The organism is Streptomyces sp. WAC06614 (genome assembly GCF_003949795.1).
GTDB lineage: Bacteria > Actinomycetota > Actinomycetes > Streptomycetales > Streptomycetaceae > Streptomyces.
In genome coordinates this window covers 1-15840 of the sequence record NZ_RPRY01000167.1, presented here as the reverse complement: position 1 = coordinate 15840, position 15840 = coordinate 1, and the positions used below count along the sequence as shown (strand labels likewise).

Genomic DNA, 15840 nt, shown 5'->3' with positions numbered 1-15840 from the left:
GGTGTCGCCGATGCGGACCGAGCCGGAGGTGAAGGTGTCCAGGCCGGCGACGCAGTGCATCAGGGTGGACTTGCCGGAGCCGGAGGGGCCCATGATCGCGGTGAAGTGGCCCTGGCCGAAGTCGACGCAGACGTTGTCGAGCGCGACCACCTGGGTCTCGCCCTGGCCGTACACCTTCGACAGGCCGGTGGCACGGGCGGCCACGGCCTGAGCGGTGTGCGGGGCGTAGGGGGCGTACTCCATGGCGGTCAAGACGACTCCTGTCGAACGTCGAACGTCGAACTCGGGGGAACGGGAAACGGGGGAAGCAGAGGGACAGGGGACGTGTCCCCCTGTGCATCCCACCAGGCCGTAGATCGACCGCCAAGGAGACCGCGGGGCCGTGCCCGGCCGACGGCACGCAGGGGCATCCGCCGGGGCACCTGCGCCGCCTTGGTGGCCCCCGAGGGGGGCGCGCCGTGGTCCGGTCGTTCCCCTGATCAGGGGGCGACCGGACCGTCCGGCTCGACTTGAATGGCGGGGCGGCCGAGAACCCGGTGGCGAGGGGGCGTGGCAGGACCGACGAACGACGTAGTGGGACACAGTGAACGACACCGCCGAGGCGTGCCGACGGCACGCCCAGCACCAGGGACCCGGGCGCGGCCCGGTCCGACGGCCCGGCACCGCGCGGTGCCCGGCCTGCGCGCGCGGACGCGTGCGCGTACGGCGCCGGCGGTGGGGCGCGGTGGCGGTGCTGCTCGGTGCCGTCGTCCTCGTCGTGCAGGCGTTCCGCCCGCTGCCCACCCCGGTGATCGGCCGGGACGGGACCAAGGCGACCTTCGCCGTGCCGGGGACCGCGCCCGCCGTCCCGTGGCCCGACGGGGGAGAGGGCGCCGTGACCGTCGTCGGGTCCGGCCAGGTGCAGACGTTCGGGGAGCAGAAGCCGGTGCCGACCGCGAGCGTCGCCAAGGTCATGACCGCCTACGTGCTCCTCCAGGACCATCCCCTGAAGGACGGCAAGGACCACGGGCCGCAGATCCGGGTCGACGCACAGGCGGTCAAGGACGGGGACCTCAAGGACGAGTCGCGCATCGAGGGGCTGAAGGCAGGGCAGGAGTACAGCGAGTACGACATGCTCAAGATGCTCATGATCCCCTCGGGCAACAACATCGCCCGGCTGCTCGGCCGGTGGGACACCGGCTCGGACTCCGTCACGCCGTTCGTCGACAAGATGAACGCGGCCGCCAAGGCCCTGGGGATGACCGGCACCCGGTACACCGACCCCTCAGGGCTGGAGGCCGGCACCGTCAGCACTGCTGTCGACCAGGTCAAGCTGGACGAGGCCGTGATGAGGTCCGACGCGTTCCGCAGCGTCGTCGCCCTGCCCAGCGCCGACATTCCCGGGCTGGGAACGATCTACAACAACAACAGCCTGCTCGTATCGAAGCTCGGCGTGCGCGGCATCAAGACCGGCTCCAGCACACCCGCGGGCGGCGCCCTGTCCTGGGCGACGTACCGGACGGTGGACGGCAAGGACCGGCTGATCCTCGGCACGCTCATGGACCAGCACGCCGACGGCCCCGACCTCAACGGCGCCGACAGCCTCGCGCTGGCGCTGGACAACAGCGGCAAGGTGATCGAGGCCGTACGCGACGCCGTCACCCCGGCCACCGTCGTCCGCAAGGGAGAGCCGGTCGGCTACGTCGACGACGGGCTCGGACACCGCAGTCCGCTGGTGGCCACCGAGGACCTCGACGCGGCCGGCCTGCCGGGGACGCGGATGGCCCTCACCCTCGGCGACGACGGCAGGACCCCACCGCACGAGGCGGCGGCGGGAACCGTGGTCGGCCGGCTGACCGTCGGCGGCGGACCCGAGGCGCAGTCGGTGCCCGTGGCCCTCCAGCACGCCCTCGCCGCACCCTCGTTCCTCGCCCGCCTGACCCGGCTGTGACGCCCGGCTGACCCGCCTGCGAGGCCCGGCCCGGGTCGACCGGCGTCCGGAGACGGCCACGGGCCCCGGTAGGCGTCGGTTGCTACGACGTCCATGCCGAACGACGCGACGCCTTGACGTCGATCAGCATGTCACCGGTGAAGTCCAGGACCAGGCTCCGCGCCCGCTCCGCCAGCCGGTACGTGTCGCCGGTGATCGTGTAGCGGCCTCCGCCGAGGTAGGACGTGTTCTTCTCGAAGCGCCCCTTGAAGAACCCGCCGTCCCGGCACACCGCCTTCACGTGCCGCTCGTCGTGGTTGCGCAATCCGTCGTCCACGCCGCTCACCAGCACGACGGTGCCGTCGCACACGTAGACCAGCCTCGGCGAGCTCTTGAAGGCCTCCCGGTTCGCGGCCTGGACGGCCTGCCAGTCCTCCCGGGACCACCGGGCCCGCGGGGGCGGCGCACCGTCGGGACGGGCCTCGCCCACCTCGACCGGGAGGAGCTGGTCCTCCGCGGCCCTGGCCAGCACCCTCAGCCGTAGGCTGCTCGTCGTCCGCGGGAACTGGATCGTCGCACCGCTGCCCGTGCGTCGGGCACAGGCCGTCACGCGGATCGTGCTGGCACCGCCGAGCACCCATGTCACGTGGCGGGGGTCGTGGTTGCTCAGGGTCCGGTCGTGCGAGACCAGGAGGAGCCCGTGCCGGACCGCACAGTGCAGGCTCTCACCGCCCCGCAGCATCCTCAGCAGATAGCGGTTCGCGCCGGCCGCCTCGTCCCGGTCGGCCCGCGACGGCCGCCAGTGCCGGTCGTCGGCCGCGTCGGCCCCGTCAGACGTACCGGCCGTACCTGTGGTACCGGTCGTGGCGGTCGCGTCGGTCGCGTCGGTCGCGTCGGTCGCGTCGGTCGCGTCGGTCGGCGGCGGGTCGGCCCTGACGAACGAGGAGCCCGCCACCCAGTGGACCTCGCCCCGGACGTCGAACCGGCCGAGGAGACCGTCGCACCCGTGCCGCGCGTCGACGTCCCCGGGGAGCGGGCCGGGAGCGCAGGTGCACAGCCGGAGCGGATCCGGGTGACCGTCGACGCCGGGCCGGACCAGTACGGATCCGCGGAAGTCCGGATGGGCCGGGAGCCGGTGGTCCCAGAGGGCCGCGTCATGGTGCACCGTCAGGTTCGCGAGGCTCCGGCCACCGGGATGGGGCGGGACGGCGTGGTAGAGGTGTTCCCAGACGGGGAACCCGGGCGGGCCGAGGACGAGCCCGGCGCCGTAGTCGGAGGAGAGGTGGACGGTGGTCCCCAGCGGGATCGTGACATGCTCCTGAACCCCTTCCCCGGGACCCGGAGGGAAGAAGTCCCCTCGCCCCAGCACGATGATGCCCATCTGGAGAAACCTTCCTGTCGCCGAACGTGCCGAGGCGGCCACGGGCGATGACAGTAGCGGCGCCCACCCCTCCCGGCGCATCCCCCGAACGACTCCGGAAGGCCGGACCCCGGCCGTAGTCCCCTCACCTCGGTCGGCCCCCCCGCAGGCTCGGGCCGGCGCCGGGGACTCAGGTGATGGGCGCGGGGACGTCGCCGGCCAGGACCAGTTGGGGCACCTGGGAGAAGCGCCAGGTATTGCCCTCGCGGGTGAACACCCACACCTCGTCGAACCTGTTGTCCGCCCACTTGCGGGGTACGGCGGGCCGGACCACGCCCAGCGCCTCGGCGATGGCCGGGATGCGCCCGTGCTGCCAGGAGATCAAGGTGGTGCCGTGCTGGGCCGTGACCGCCTTCGCCAGCGCGGCCTCCTGCCCGTGGCCGAAGCTCTGGTCGACCGGCTTGCCGAGCTTCTGGGCAAGGGGAGTGACCGTCTCTACGGGGCGCAGGCTGTTGGAGCCCTCCTTGCCCATCGTCGCCTTGTCCGGGGTCGACGCGTAGATCCGGTCCGGGGTGCGCAGGCCGGCCCGGATCTGCCCCTGCACCGGGTCGAACAGCTCGGCGAGCGCCCCGGCCCGCTGCCACCCCGTCACGGTCAGGGACTCCTTGTCGACCTCGCCGTCGGCCGTGATCCCGTACGGCTTGTCGTGCTTGCCCTCGGGCTTCTCCGCGTGCCGGATCACCATGATCGTGTCGGCGCCCGTCGTCTGACCGGCCGGGCTCACCGGCTCCCGCGACCGGCCGACGCCGCCCAGCGACGGCGCCGACTGGCACGCACCCAGCAGCGGGGTCAGGGCCACCACGGCGACGAGCCGCATCGGCCAGTTCCGGAACACAACCGCTCGGCGGCGCATGCACTCTCCTCGACGATCACTGGGTGGGATCCCGATGCTAGGTCGCCCCGTGGCTCCTGGGACGAACGCCGTGCGTTGTTGCCCGTACCGCTGCCCGAACGGCGCTGACGGATATTCAGCAGACAGGCAGGATGGAGCTCGTCACTCTCCGTATTCTCGAAAGGGGAACCATGGGCGGCCACTACATCCTGCTCGGTCTCGGAGACATCGAGGTCGATCCCTCGACCGTCCATCACGACGTGCACATGGTGGGGGTTCCGAACGACCGCCGGGTCGCATTCCGGTACGCCTCGCTGCTGACCTGCGACGCCGACGGATCGACCCTCTCGGGCCAGTGCGGGGAGTACGACCCGGCCCTCGACGGGCTGGTCCCCAACCTGACGCTCCACCCGGCCCCGCACATCGCCGACGAGGGCCTCGTGCACACCATGAGCGGCTGGGGCTACGAGGTGCTCCGGGTCGGCCGGGAGGTCGTGGAACCGGTGGTCCTGTGCGACGGCGACACGGCATCGTGCCCCGTCCCGCAGAGCCGTGAGGAGGACGCCGTCCACCGGTGCACGGGAGTCCTGGGCAGCCCCGACTTCGCCGGGAGCACGATCTCCTGGTGGGCCTGCGCGGACTTCGTCCGGTCGGCCCGGCGGCCCGAGGGTACCGCGGCGGCGACCGCCGACGAGTCCGGGGCCACAGCCGCAGGCGCCCGCGACCGGGTCAACGCATCCCTCCTGGCGGGTCTGACCGAGGGCGACACCCTCTACTACGCGATCGGTGACTCCGCAGCCCTGTTCTCGAAGAACCGCGCCTTCTCGGAGCACCACATCGATCGGTCCACCGCCGCTCTCTCCGGCCTGTTCACCGCCTCCACCCAGGGCAACTGCACCGTCCTGACCCATGCCGACCACCTTCTCCTGCAGGGAGTCCCCCGGGCACACCGGGACCGGATGGGCCTCGCCCTCACCTCGTACACCGACGCCCCGGTCATCTACGCGAAGGCGGAACGGACGACCGCCCCGGGCAACGCCGACCACGCCGAGGGGCACGCGCCGGGAACCGGGAGGAGGAACCGGGCGAAGCCCGCGGCGCCGTTGTCGGCAGAGGACCGGAAGGCGATCGACGCCACCAATCGTCGCCTCGTGGCCGCCGCCGAAGACGGCCGCGTGCTGTACTACAGCACGACGGGCGACGTATGCCTTCTGATTCCCGTGGAAACACTCCCCGAAATCAGCCACGCCACCGCCCATATGAGGTGGATGACTTCCCGGCCGAACCGGTCCAACGGTCGCCTCACGGTGGTCCACGGCACCGGGCAGGGCGAGCGTTCCCTGCGCCTCGCCGGGCCCGCGACCGATGCCGTCGCGACCACGATCCGGCATTCCTCCGCCTGCCCGGTCGTCCGCCCGTCGTGAGGAATTGCTGCACGGCCGGACGGACTTTCGGACTGCCGATCGGGCGGGACCACTGATATCCCGTTACCGGCCATCCTCCGACATCACTGTCATCTGCTTGCATGAAGAAATTGCATGTCGGATGAAGTGAAAGCGGGTCGTGTCATGCGTGAAATCCCCCGGAGGAAGGCGATCGGTCTCGGTCTCGGGGCCGCCGCCGCCCTGGGCGTCGCGGGGTGCGGCACCGGCTCGGGCGCCGCGCGGAGCAGTTCCGCAGCGACGGGCGAGAAGGGCTCCGCCACCGGTGTGCCGGGGGCGGGCGGCTCCGGGGGCACCCCCATAGGCGACGGATCCACCGCCGACACCGGCCCCCAGCCGAACCAGCCGGCCAAGCCCCAGCGGCTCCAGCCGGGGGAGGCACCGCCGCAGTTCGTGGTGTTCAGCTGGGACGGAGCGGGCGAAATAGGCAACGGGCTCTTCCCACGCTTCCTCAAGCTGGCCAACGACCACGGCGCGGCGATGACCTTCTTCCTCTCGGGCCTCTACCTGCTCCCCGAGTCCAAGAAGGACCTCTACCGACCGCCGAACAATCCCGTCGGAGCGTCCGACATCGGCTACCTCAAGGACGAGAACATCCGCAACACCCTGCGCTACGTCCGCCAGGCCTGGCTGGACGGCCACGAGATAGGCACCCACTTCAACGGGCACTTCTGCGGCGGCTCCGGCTCGGTCGCCAAGTGGACCCCGGAGCAATGGCGCAGCGAGGTGGACCAGGCGGTGTCCTTCGTGACCACCTGGCGCACCAACACCGGCTTCACCGACGTGGCTGCCCTGCCCTTCGACTACCGCAAGGAACTGATCGGCGGCCGCACCCCCTGCCTGCTCGGCCAGGAGAACCTGCTGCCGACCGCCCGGGAGCTGGGCTGGCGCTACGACGCCAGCTCGCCCGGGGGCCGCCAGGTGTGGCCGGCGAAGAAGGACGGCGTGTGGGACCTGCCGCTGCAGAGCGTCCCCTTCCCGGGGCACTCCTTCGAAGTCCTGTCCATGGACTACAACATCCTCGCCAACCAGTCCAAGAACAGCACCAAGGGCGATCCCTCCCGCTACCCGGCCTGGCGGACCCAGGCCGTCGGCGCCTACCTCGGCGGCTTCAAGCGGGCGTACGAGGGCAACCGCGCGCCCCTGTTCATCGGCAACCACTTCGAGCAGTGGAACGGCGGCATCTACATGGACGCCGTCGAAGAGGCCCTCAAGGGCATCGCGGACAAGAAGGACGTACGCCTGGTGTCCTTCCGGCAGTTCTGCGACTGGCTGGACGCCCAGGACCCGAAGGTCCTGGCCAAGCTGCGCACCCTCGAGCCCGGCGAGTCCCCGGCCGGCGGCTGGGGCGCGTACGTGACGTGATCAACACTGCCCGAGTGGGAGCCCGAAAGGACATGTGACGCACGTCAGGGCTGCCATAGGTTGATCATGCCCACTCCGGCGGCGAGCAATCGAGAAGGAAGTCCGCGTGACCGAGCAAGCAGGATCCGAGCCCCCCGTGCGCCACCTCCACGCCGACGCCATGCAGACGCTCATGGACCTCCTTCCGCCGGAGGACCGGGGCCGCTTGTCCCTGGTCGACAAGGCACAGTACGACTTCGTCGCCACCCAGCCCCGCAAGTCGCCCGCCGGAGAGGTGCAGCAACTGCGCGAAGGGACGGCAGGCCTCCCCTACCGCACCCTCTACACCCAGAAGACGCTGGACAACGCCCTCCAGGCCGCGCAGCCGCTGCACTTCGCACCCGGGGCGGGCCCCGCGGCGGAGGTCCTGGTCCTGCGCCACGAGGCCGTGGGCGGAGAGGTCCACCTGTACGGAGGGTTCGACCAGCAACCGCTGCTGCGCATGGAGGGCGGGCGGTGCAGGGTCGAGGCCGACGCAACGATCGTCGACCTCCTCGGCGGAGTCGCACACGTCAGCGGCGGCACCATCGTCAACAAGCGGAGCCAGAGCCACTCCGAGGTCCAGGACGGATGGATCGAGAACATGTACGCCGGGAGCGCCGGCCTCAACGGGACGTCATGGTGCTCCACCGTGCACGGCGGACACGTATGGGTCTGTGACGACGCGGTCGTCGGCGCGGTGACCGACGGGACCGTCGCACTCGGCGAGCGGAGCCGCCTCGTCCACGCCAGGGGCGGACACGTGGAAGCCGGTGGCACCAGCTTGATCACCGAAGTGTCCGGCGGGATCGTCCACCTCCAGTCGGAATCCCGCATCCAGATGGTCATCGGGGGAACCGTCCGCGCCTACGAGGGCTCCACCGTCGACGAGGCCACCGGCGGGGTGATCCACGCCGAGGACGGCGCCACCGTCACCGCCTACCGGGGCGCCACCGTCCACCTCCACGGCACCCAGGTGAACCTCACCGACCACGGCGCCACCGTCATCCAGGAAACCTGACCCGGCCCCCGGCACGGGGCCCGGGCGGTTCCTCGGGGGATGCCTAGAGGGAATCCGTGCCCACGATGTAGCAGCCCTGCCGTGCGTCGGCCGCGTCCCATGCCGCGGGACTGTGCCTACCGGTCTGGGGATCGAACTCGTAGACGACCGTGACGTGCCCGTCCGGGTCCACCTCGCACCCGTAGACGACGGTCCAGTGCATCGAGCCGGCCACCATGACCGTGCACTGCGCCTCCATGGCCTTCTTGAGGTCGCCGTCCGTGAGGGCGGGGCGATAGAGCCAGGGGACCTCCACGGGGAACTCGGGTTCCCCCAGCGCGTTCACGGCCGCGTTGAGAGCGCCGAGCCCCCCGGCGCGCTCCATCACCTTGCGTACCCGGGCGCCGTCGGGGTCCCCGCCGATCTTCCTGCGGGCCGCCTCGTACGCCGCCCGGTAGCCCGTGGCCACCGTCGTCGTCGCTTTGTCCGACATCAGGAAGAGATGCATCGCGTCGTCGGTCGTCAGGGCGGTACCGGCGGCCCAGTTGCAGGCCGTGGCCGTCGCGGCCGCATAACACTGGTGCCCGCGCTGGACGCGACCGTCCGAGGGAGGAGTGGTCCGGCCCAGGACCAGGTGCCCCGCAGGCGTAGCGCGTCTCGCCATGGCGCCTTCATCGTCCAGGAGGACTCCGCAGTCGGCGTAGGGGCATTCCGCCTGGGCCAGGCGGGACTCCGTGAAGCAGCCCTTGCACACGGCGACGTCGGCGTGCACGGGGCACCGCAGGAGTTGCGGGGAGTCGAACGTCTCGAAGCACCATGTGCAGGCGTGCGTGACGGCCGGGTCGTTCCGCGCCGCCGGCAGCGGGGCGTGGCCTCCGCCATCCGTGTCCGTGTCCGCGTCCGTATCCGTGCCGGGGACCCCGGCAGGGGGGAGGCCGAGTGCGAAGCCGTCGGGGACCACGAGGTGCTGTTCGCACCAGGGGCACTCGATGCCTTCCCGTTCCTCGGAGCCGCAGAAACCGCACAGCCCGCCGTGCTCCTGGTCGGGGCACAGCAGCATGTACTCCTGTGGGTAGGGGAGCTGACAGCTCCAGCAGCGGGGGAGACGGCCCACGATGGCGACGAGGACGTGTGCCGCGACGAAGGGGTCGGTGCAGACCGCGCATCGCACGGCGTCGCTCTCGTGCGCCGGCGCACACTCGGGACACAGCACGTCATGCCGGCAGGAAGTGAGGCACAAGAAGAACGAAGGCCCGGAAGGGTCGGAGCTGTGGACCTCCGATTCCTCGAAGGAACGGTGGCAGGCGACGCAGGTGTACAACCGGGCTCACTCCGTGGATCGGTGCGGCAGGGTGGCTGGGCGCCGTGCCGCAGGGGATGTCCAGCGTGGGCAGCGGCACGGCACCACTTCCATCCCTCCGGGGCAGAAACACGGGCAGACAGGGCCGGCGGGGCGCCACGCGGCGGGGCGTCGCCGGCCGACACCGTTCCGCGCCGCCGACGGGGCGGCCTGCCGGGCACGACCGGGTGCCTGATGGGCTGCCCCGCGGGGCTGTTGGCGGCGCGGGGCCCGGGACAGCATCGAGCGGGGCAGGTTTTCGTTTCTTCGCATGATTCGTAGGAAGGGCGGCTTCATGCCGTACGTAGTGCTGGGCCGGAGTTGCGATCTCGGCGCGGGAGTGCCGGCACGGGTGGTGGTGCCCGCGAGGGTGACGCTGCACCTGATGGCGGGCGAGGACGTGACCGTGGGGCTGGACCAGCCGTCGCTGGCGCAACAGATGGGGGCCACCGGCGAGTACGGCCCGGGCAGTGAGCTGGACAATCTCGCGATGACCGGTCTGCTGGACCGTTGGGACGAGGAGGACCGGCAGTTCGACCCGTTCGAGCTGGTGCTGCCCGATCCGGCCGGAGCGCCCGTCCACCTGTGCACCGACAGCGCAGGGTCCTGCCCCACCACGGCGGAGCAGGTCGAGGCCGGGGCCGGGCACACGTGCGACGGCGTCCTCGGCGCCTTCCCGGGCCGACGGCTGTTCTGGATGACGTACGACACGATCCTGCCGGTGAACGGGCGGGCCCTGCGCCGGTTGCCGCTCCTGCTCAGCGCCGAGACCGTACTGGGCACCACCCTGCGGACCCGCACCGAGGCCGTGCTGCGGAGCGAACTGCCCGCGCAGACGATGAGCCACGTGCCCCTCCTGACGCAGGACGTCGTCGGCGGCGACCCGCGGCGCTTCGTGCGGCGGGTCGCACGATCCATCAAGGAGTGGGCCGCCGCGGGCCGGCCCATCGGTGTGCGGGAACTGCTCCGTGACGCGCTGGGGGACGACCACACGGCGCAACTCGCCGAGGCCATGGCCGACTTCACCGAGGAGGTGCTCCAGGATCAGACACAGGAGCTCCTCGAAGAGGATCTCCTGCCGCTCGCCGAGCTGGTCCGTCAGGAGGCGGAGGACCGGGGCACCCGGGTCGACCTCGCCGACGCCGTGGACGTCCTGCAAGATCTGCTGACCGCCCGCCTCGGAGGCCTCGCAGGAGAACGGGCCGACCTCGTGGAGGCGGACCTCCAGGCCCTCGACACGGGTTTGGCCTCCTTCAGGTGTGACCTGCAACGGGCCTTCGTCGACACCCTGGTACGCAGCCTCGCCGAGGTCTTCCACCGGACCGCGCGGGAGGTGCTCCGGGCCCGGCACCACCCGCGGCCCGGCGCGGCGGCCCCGGCAGCCTGACGCGAACGACGCCCGGGTGCGACGCCCTCAGGCCGCGGGCCGCTGGTCCCCGATGCCCGGCTGGTCGAAGGTCTTCGGGACGGGTAGCGTCGCCCAGCGGCCGACGGGCCAGACCACGGCCACGGCCCGGCCCACCACGTCGTCGACCGGCACGAAGCCGTGGGTCTTCGGGTCGTCCATGTGCCAGCGGGAGTCCAGGGAGTCCTGCCGGTGGTCGCCCATCACCCAGATCGTGTGCGCCGGCACCTTGAGCGGCCCGAACGGCTTGTCGTCGCACGGCGTGTTCCCGGGGTAGAGGTACGGCTCCTGCAGGGCCTTGCCGTTGACCGTGACCGGGCCGCCCCGCCGGCACTCGACCGTGTCCCCGCCGATCCCGATGACCCGCTTGATCAGGTTCCGGGCGTCGGCGGAGGGCATCAGACCGATCTGGCTGAGGACGTCCTGGACGACGTTCGGCCGGCTCGTGGGCTGGCCGGCCAGCCAGTCGCTCGGGTCGCGGAAGACGACGACCTCGCCGCGCTCCGGCTCGGCTCCGAACCAGGGCGTGAGCTTGTCGACCGCCACCCGGTCCCCGGGCTGGAGGGTGTTCTGCATCGAGTCGGAGGGGATGGAGAAGACCTGCACCAGGAAGGTCTTGACCAGCACGGTCAGGACGAGGGCGACCACGAGGAGGAGCGGCAGCTCCTGCCAGAACGGGCGCCGCTTGCGCTCGGGCTTCTCGCCCACGGGTCCTCCCACGGTCCGTCGCCGCCCACGTGCGACCGACGCTAGGCGAACCCCGGGCCGTCACCCGCGCGACACGCGCAGCCGCAGTCGCAGCCGTAGGCCCGGCCGCAGCCGTAGGCCCGGCCGCAGCCGCGGGCCCGGCCGCAGCCGCGGGCCCGGCCGCAGCCGCGGGCCCGGCCCGCCGATCGGTGGAACCGCCTGCCGACGGGCACCTCCCCCGTCCGGGAAGGGATGCCAGGCCACGCCAGGAGCGGCGGACGGCGGACGCCCGATCCTTGCAGCAGGTTTATGGCGGATCTCGTGATACTTCCCGGGTCGTACACGTCGCGGGCGAGCCGCCCGCCGTCCTCGGCCTCGTCACCCTGCACCAAAGGACCGCGCCGGAGGCGTGCACATCGTGGAAATTTCCTGGCACCTGTGGGTGCTGACCCTTGTCGTTCTCTCCCTCCTGATCGGCGCCGACTTCCTCATAGGCCGCAAGCCGCACGACGTGTCGATCAGGGAAGCGGCCACCTGGACGGTCGTCTGGACCGTCCTCGCCGCGCTCTTCGGCCTGGGCCTGTGGATCGTCCTCGGTGACGGCCGGGCCGCGCAGGAGTTCTTCGCGGGGTTCGTCACGGAGAAGTCGCTGAGCGTCGACAACCTCTTCGTCTTCGTCCTGATCATGGCGAAGTTCGCGGTGCCCTCGCAGCTCCAGCAACGCGTCCTGCTGGTCGGCGTGCTCATCGCCCTCGTGCTGCGCGCGGTCTTCATCGCGGCCGGCGCCGCGATCGTCGCCAGCTTCTCCTGGGTCTTCTACCTCTTCGGCGCGTTCCTGATCTACACCGCCTGGAAGCTGATCCAGGAGGCGCGCAAGGACGAGGACGAGGAGGAGTTCGAGGAGAACCGCCTGCTGAAGTCCATCGAGAAGAAGTTCGGCGTCGCGGACCGGTACCACGGGACCAAGCTGTTCGTCCGGGCGGGCGGCAAGCGGGTGCTGACCCCGCTGATGGTGGTCATGCTCGCCATCGGCACCACCGACGTCCTCTTCGCCCTGGACTCCATCCCGGCGATCTTCGGCCTGACCCAGGACCCGTACATCGTCTTCACCGCCAACGCCTTCGCCCTGATGGGCCTGCGCCAGCTGTACTTCCTGCTCGGCGGCCTGCTCAAGAAGCTGGTCCACCTCGGCTACGGCCTGTCGGTCATCCTCGGTTTCATCGGCGTCAAGCTGGTGCTGCACGCCCTGCACGAGTCCGGGCTGAACGTCCCGGTCGTCTCGGTCCCGGTCTCGCTCGGTGTCATCTGCGGAGTCCTGGTGCTCACCACGATCACCAGCCTGATCGCCTCCCGGAGGCGTACGGCCGAGCGGTGACGCCCGGCTCAGACCTGGCGGCACCTCGGAAGGATCGCCACACCCGACCTGTCCTTCATGGGGAACCGCGTCCACCGGTCGGTCCAGAACGCGAAGCGGTCGGTGTAGTCCAGGGCTGCGCCGTCCTGCGGGTCCGTCAGCTCCAGAATCGCCTTGAAGTGCGCGAACTGGTAGTAGCAGTAACCGGGCAGCGCATCGTAGCGGGCGTCGAACTCCTCCTGGAGCGCCTCCATCCCGTCGGCGTACCGCTCCGAGAACTCCTGGACCTTCACCAGGAGCTGATCGGTCGGGCCCAGGTGGTCGGACGCCTCGAAGAGGGGACCCGAAGGGAGCGCGTCACGTACCTCCTGCTCGTACTGCTCCTGGAGGTGCAGCGCGGTGTCGCAGTACGCGGCGAAGTCACGTAACGCGCTGAGGATGTTCCCTTCGCACGTGTCCTTCGCCGACCTCAGCTGATCCAGCTGTCCCTCCGTCAGACGCCTCTTCCACGGCATCCGCGCGATCGGCAGGAACTCGGTGTCGATGTGGAACGGCCAGACTTCGGTCAGGTAGTGCACATCGCTCTTCACCAGTGCGACCCATTCCTTGAACTCCTCGTCGGTGTACGGCCCGGGCACGTGATCTCCTCTCGTGACGGCATGACGGCATGACGGCATGACGGCATGACGGGAGTCATCGTGCGGCAGACGGGAAGCCCGGTGGTGCACTTACGGGCAGACGATCGGGCTCGTCGGCGGACGGGGGACGTCCTCCCGTCGTGAGGCTCGATGGCCGATGGCTGCGGGGCGCTGCCGTGGCACGGTGACGGACGGCGCGTCGGCTCGGATCACGATCCCCGCGCGCTGCGTACAGCCCCGCGAAGGAACGAGGAACCCATGCCCCGCAGTGTCATGCTCGCCCGGACGATCGCATTGGCAGGAGGCATCTGCCTGATGGCACCTGCCGGTGCGAGCGCCATGGAACGCGGTGCGTCGCCGGCGCTGCCGGTGGGGGAGTACGCCTTCATCGTGAACTCCGACATCCCGCACGGCGCCCGCGGCAGCCTGGCCATCGTGGACACCGCCACGGACCGGACCGTCAAGACGGTGTCGGAAGGGCTGGACGAGAACCCGGAATCGGTCGCGGTCTGGCCCGACGGGTCCACCGCCTACGTGGCCAGCTTCGGCGACGTGACCAAGGCCCCGGCGCCCCAGAGCGTGTCCGTGGTGGACGTCGCCGAAGGCCGCGTCGTGGCCCGGATCCCGGTCGGCGTACGGCCCGAGAAGATCGTGCTCTCCCCCGACGGCAGCCGGGCCTACGTCGTGAACTCCGGCGCGCTCGCCGACCCCGGCGGTGTCTCGGTCATCGACACGGCGAGCCGCCGCGTCGTGGACACCCTGCCCGTGGGTGCCAATCCGAACGACATGGCCCTCACCCCCGACGGCCGGCACGCCTACGTGACCGTCGGCGCCGAGAACACCGTGGCCGTCCTGGACACCGCCACCGGCGAGGTGTCCGCCCGGATCCGCCTGGACGAGGCCGTGGCGGGCCTTCCGCTGGGAGTGGTGGTGTCCGGCGACGGGCGCCGGGTGTACGTCGGGGACAACCAGAACAACCTGGTCCACACGATCGACACGGCGACGAACACCCTGGTCGGGGAACCCGCCCGGCTCCCCGGGTGGGGGCTGGCGGCCGGACTCGGACTCACTCCGGACGGCCGGCGCCTGTACGTGACCGAGGCCGCCTCCAACGAGGTCGCCGTCCTGGACACCACCACGGGCCAGGCCCTGCCCACCACGATCCGCGTCGGCAGGAATCCGACCGGCGCCGCCGTCACCCCGGACGGCACGAAGGCGTACATCACCAGCGCCTCCGACGACTCCAAGGGCGTCAGCGTCATCGACACCCGTACCAACACCGTGATCGCGTCGCTGAACCCGGGAAGCTCCCCCTTCGGCATCGTCATGTACTCCAGCCGCGCGCGGTGACGCCCGGGGCGAGGGCCCTGCCTTCCCCGGGCGGACCGCTTCGGCCCGACGGCCATTGCCGGTACGCTTTTGCTCTTTCCCCAGGCAGCCTGTTTCTTCCGGCCTGCCCGATGTGCTGCCCTTTAGGGAATTCCCCTTCGGGCGCTGCGCCTTTACGGTGTGCACGTGGTGAGGCCCCGCACGGTGCAGCGGCCAGCCCGAAGTGCTTTGGAGAAAAGACATGGCAGACGACAGGTCCACCGGGACTGTCAAGTGGTTCAACGCGGAGAAGGGCTTCGGGTTCATCCAGCAGGACTCGGGCGGTGCGGACGTGTTCGTCCACTACACGGCCATCCAGGCGCAGGGCTACCGCTCCCTGGAGGAAAGTCAGCGAGTGACGTTCGAAGTGACCCAGGGGCAGAAGGGCCCTCAGGCCGAGAACGTCACCGTGCTCTGAAGCCTCGGTCGTCGTGACGACGGTCCGCCGGGTTCCCGGCGGACCGTTTCCTTGTGCGGAGCGGAAGTCACAGGGTCATCCAGATGCCCTGCTTGTGGTCCGAAAGGGATGGAGACCGGCGCCACCTTGATATTGCATGAAGGGGTGGCGGCAGCCGGTCGAAACCGGCGGTCACGATGTTTCGGTGAAATTCAGTGCGGAGAAGTACGATGGCGACTGGTTCGGTCAAGTGGTTCAGCAGCGAAAAGGGCTTCGGGTTCATCGAGCCGGACGACAGGAGCCCGGACGTCTTCGTCCACTTCCGCGCGATCAACGGAACCGGCTTCAAGACCCTCGAAGCGGCGGACCGGGTGAGCTACGACCGTGAGCAGAGCCCCAAGGGACCGCAGGCCGTGAACGTGACCGTCCTGCCGTAGCGCCGGTCAGCCCGGGCGGCGTGCGCCCGGGCGGACGTGCACGCGGATCAGGTGCCCGTGGGCGGCGTAGGATCTGTCACCGTCGAGCATTCCGGTGACGCATTCGACGGTGTCCTCGTCGAGCAGGCGGGCCCCGAGCAGGCGCCGGCAGGAGCCCGGCCGCTCGCATCAGCGGCCGGTCGTCCAGGGCAGAACGCGTTGCCCTGAGGTGAACCGTCGGCTGCCCGCC

At 70.7% G+C, this 15840-nt stretch carries 15 protein-coding genes; 9 read left to right on the top strand and 6 right to left on the bottom strand.

Annotated features, from left to right (window positions below; translation table 11 throughout):
* Positions 1 to 243 (bottom strand): ATP-binding cassette domain-containing protein (locus EF918_RS21765; protein ID WP_125649261.1); only part of this gene is annotated, 243 nt, incomplete at its 3' end.
* Positions 244 to 694: 451 nt separating this feature from the next.
* Between EF918_RS21765 and EF918_RS21760 the strand changes: the two genes are divergently transcribed.
* Positions 695 to 1930, top strand: a complete 1236-nt coding sequence (locus EF918_RS21760; RefSeq protein WP_260610471.1) for a D-alanyl-D-alanine carboxypeptidase family protein — start codon at positions 695 to 697, stop codon at positions 1928 to 1930.
* An 82-nt stretch (positions 1931 to 2012) separates the two neighbouring features.
* Here EF918_RS21760 and EF918_RS37125 read toward each other — a convergent pair whose 3' ends face one another.
* A complete protein-coding gene (locus EF918_RS37125; RefSeq protein WP_185921852.1) occupies positions 2013 to 3290 on the bottom strand; it encodes a hypothetical protein in 1278 nt (425 codons plus the stop codon).
* A gap of 169 nt (positions 3291 to 3459) precedes the next feature.
* Positions 3460 to 4182, bottom strand: coding sequence for a histidine phosphatase family protein (locus tag EF918_RS21745; RefSeq protein WP_221889734.1), 723 nt, complete (start codon positions 4180 to 4182; stop codon positions 3460 to 3462).
* 170 nt (positions 4183 to 4352) lie between these two features.
* Between EF918_RS21745 and EF918_RS21740 the strand changes: the two genes are divergently transcribed.
* From EF918_RS21740 to EF918_RS21730, 3 genes are all read left to right on the top strand, one after another.
* Complete coding sequence (locus EF918_RS21740) at positions 4353 to 5585, top strand: hypothetical protein (RefSeq protein ID WP_125649244.1); 1233 nt, start codon at positions 4353 to 4355, stop codon at positions 5583 to 5585.
* Between the two features lie 144 nt (positions 5586 to 5729).
* Positions 5730 to 6968, top strand: a complete 1239-nt coding sequence (locus EF918_RS21735; RefSeq protein ID WP_125649241.1) for a hypothetical protein — start codon at positions 5730 to 5732, stop codon at positions 6966 to 6968.
* Positions 6969 to 7074: 106 nt separating this feature from the next.
* Positions 7075 to 8007 carry a hypothetical protein gene (locus tag EF918_RS21730; RefSeq protein ID WP_125649239.1) on the top strand — a complete coding sequence of 311 codons (933 nt, stop codon included), beginning with the start codon at positions 7075 to 7077 and terminating at the stop codon, positions 8005 to 8007.
* A gap of 43 nt (positions 8008 to 8050) precedes the next feature.
* Here the strand turns inward: EF918_RS21730 and EF918_RS21725 are convergent, their stop codons facing one another.
* Complete coding sequence (locus EF918_RS21725) at positions 8051 to 9157, bottom strand: hypothetical protein (RefSeq protein WP_125649236.1); 1107 nt, start codon at positions 9155 to 9157, stop codon at positions 8051 to 8053.
* A gap of 463 nt (positions 9158 to 9620) precedes the next feature.
* On the opposite strand from EF918_RS21725, the gene EF918_RS21720 reads away from it, so the two are divergent.
* Positions 9621 to 10712 carry a hypothetical protein gene (locus tag EF918_RS21720; protein ID WP_125649233.1) on the top strand — a complete coding sequence of 364 codons (1092 nt, stop codon included), beginning with the start codon at positions 9621 to 9623 and terminating at the stop codon, positions 10710 to 10712.
* Between the two features lie 27 nt (positions 10713 to 10739).
* Here EF918_RS21720 and lepB read toward each other — a convergent pair whose 3' ends face one another.
* The gene (lepB, locus tag EF918_RS21715; protein ID WP_312847849.1) at positions 10740 to 11438 is read right to left on the bottom strand and encodes a signal peptidase I; all 699 of its coding nucleotides are present in this window, start codon (positions 11436 to 11438) and stop codon (positions 10740 to 10742) included.
* A 397-nt stretch (positions 11439 to 11835) separates the two neighbouring features.
* On the opposite strand from lepB, the gene EF918_RS21705 reads away from it, so the two are divergent.
* On the top strand, positions 11836 to 12792 hold the full coding sequence (locus tag EF918_RS21705; protein ID WP_125649227.1) for a TerC/Alx family metal homeostasis membrane protein: 957 nt from the start codon (positions 11836 to 11838) through the stop codon (positions 12790 to 12792).
* An 8-nt stretch (positions 12793 to 12800) separates the two neighbouring features.
* Here EF918_RS21705 and EF918_RS21700 read toward each other — a convergent pair whose 3' ends face one another.
* Positions 12801 to 13409 carry a hypothetical protein gene (locus tag EF918_RS21700; protein WP_125649224.1) on the bottom strand — a complete coding sequence of 203 codons (609 nt, stop codon included), beginning with the start codon at positions 13407 to 13409 and terminating at the stop codon, positions 12801 to 12803.
* Between the two features lie 258 nt (positions 13410 to 13667).
* Here EF918_RS21700 and EF918_RS21695 point away from each other — a divergent pair, with 258 nt between their 5' ends.
* The 3 genes from EF918_RS21695 to EF918_RS21685 all read left to right on the top strand — a co-directional run bounded on the left by EF918_RS21695 (position 13668) and on the right by EF918_RS21685 (position 15611).
* Complete coding sequence (locus EF918_RS21695; protein WP_185921851.1) at positions 13668 to 14759, top strand: beta-propeller fold lactonase family protein; 1092 nt, start codon at positions 13668 to 13670, stop codon at positions 14757 to 14759.
* A 220-nt stretch (positions 14760 to 14979) separates the two neighbouring features.
* The gene (locus EF918_RS21690) at positions 14980 to 15195 is read left to right on the top strand and encodes a cold-shock protein (protein ID WP_125649218.1); all 216 of its coding nucleotides are present in this window, start codon (positions 14980 to 14982) and stop codon (positions 15193 to 15195) included.
* A 209-nt stretch (positions 15196 to 15404) separates the two neighbouring features.
* Positions 15405 to 15611 carry a cold-shock protein gene (locus EF918_RS21685; RefSeq protein ID WP_125649214.1) on the top strand — a complete coding sequence of 69 codons (207 nt, stop codon included), beginning with the start codon at positions 15405 to 15407 and terminating at the stop codon, positions 15609 to 15611.
* The last annotated feature ends 229 nt before the right edge of the window (positions 15612 to 15840 follow it).

Excerpts from the sequence above, each read along its gene's own strand:
- EF918_RS37125 (WP_185921852.1), bottom strand. The coding sequence starts at position 3,290 with ATGGGCATCATCGTGCTGGGGCGAGGGGACTTCTTCCCTCCGGGTCCC.
- EF918_RS21745 (WP_221889734.1), bottom strand. The coding sequence starts at position 4,182 with ATGCGCCGCCGAGCGGTTGTGTTCCGGAACTGGCCGATGCGGCTCGTC.
- EF918_RS21740 (WP_125649244.1), top strand. The coding sequence starts at position 4,353 with ATGGGCGGCCACTACATCCTGCTCGGTCTCGGAGACATCGAGGTCGAT.
- EF918_RS21735 (WP_125649241.1), top strand. The coding sequence starts at position 5,730 with ATGCGTGAAATCCCCCGGAGGAAGGCGATCGGTCTCGGTCTCGGGGCC.
- EF918_RS21720 (WP_125649233.1), top strand. The coding sequence starts at position 9,621 with ATGCCGTACGTAGTGCTGGGCCGGAGTTGCGATCTCGGCGCGGGAGTG.
- EF918_RS21695 (WP_185921851.1), top strand. The coding sequence starts at position 13,668 with ATGCCCCGCAGTGTCATGCTCGCCCGGACGATCGCATTGGCAGGAGGC.
- EF918_RS21690 (WP_125649218.1), top strand. The coding sequence starts at position 14,980 with ATGGCAGACGACAGGTCCACCGGGACTGTCAAGTGGTTCAACGCGGAG.
- EF918_RS21685 (WP_125649214.1), top strand. The coding sequence starts at position 15,405 with ATGGCGACTGGTTCGGTCAAGTGGTTCAGCAGCGAAAAGGGCTTCGGG.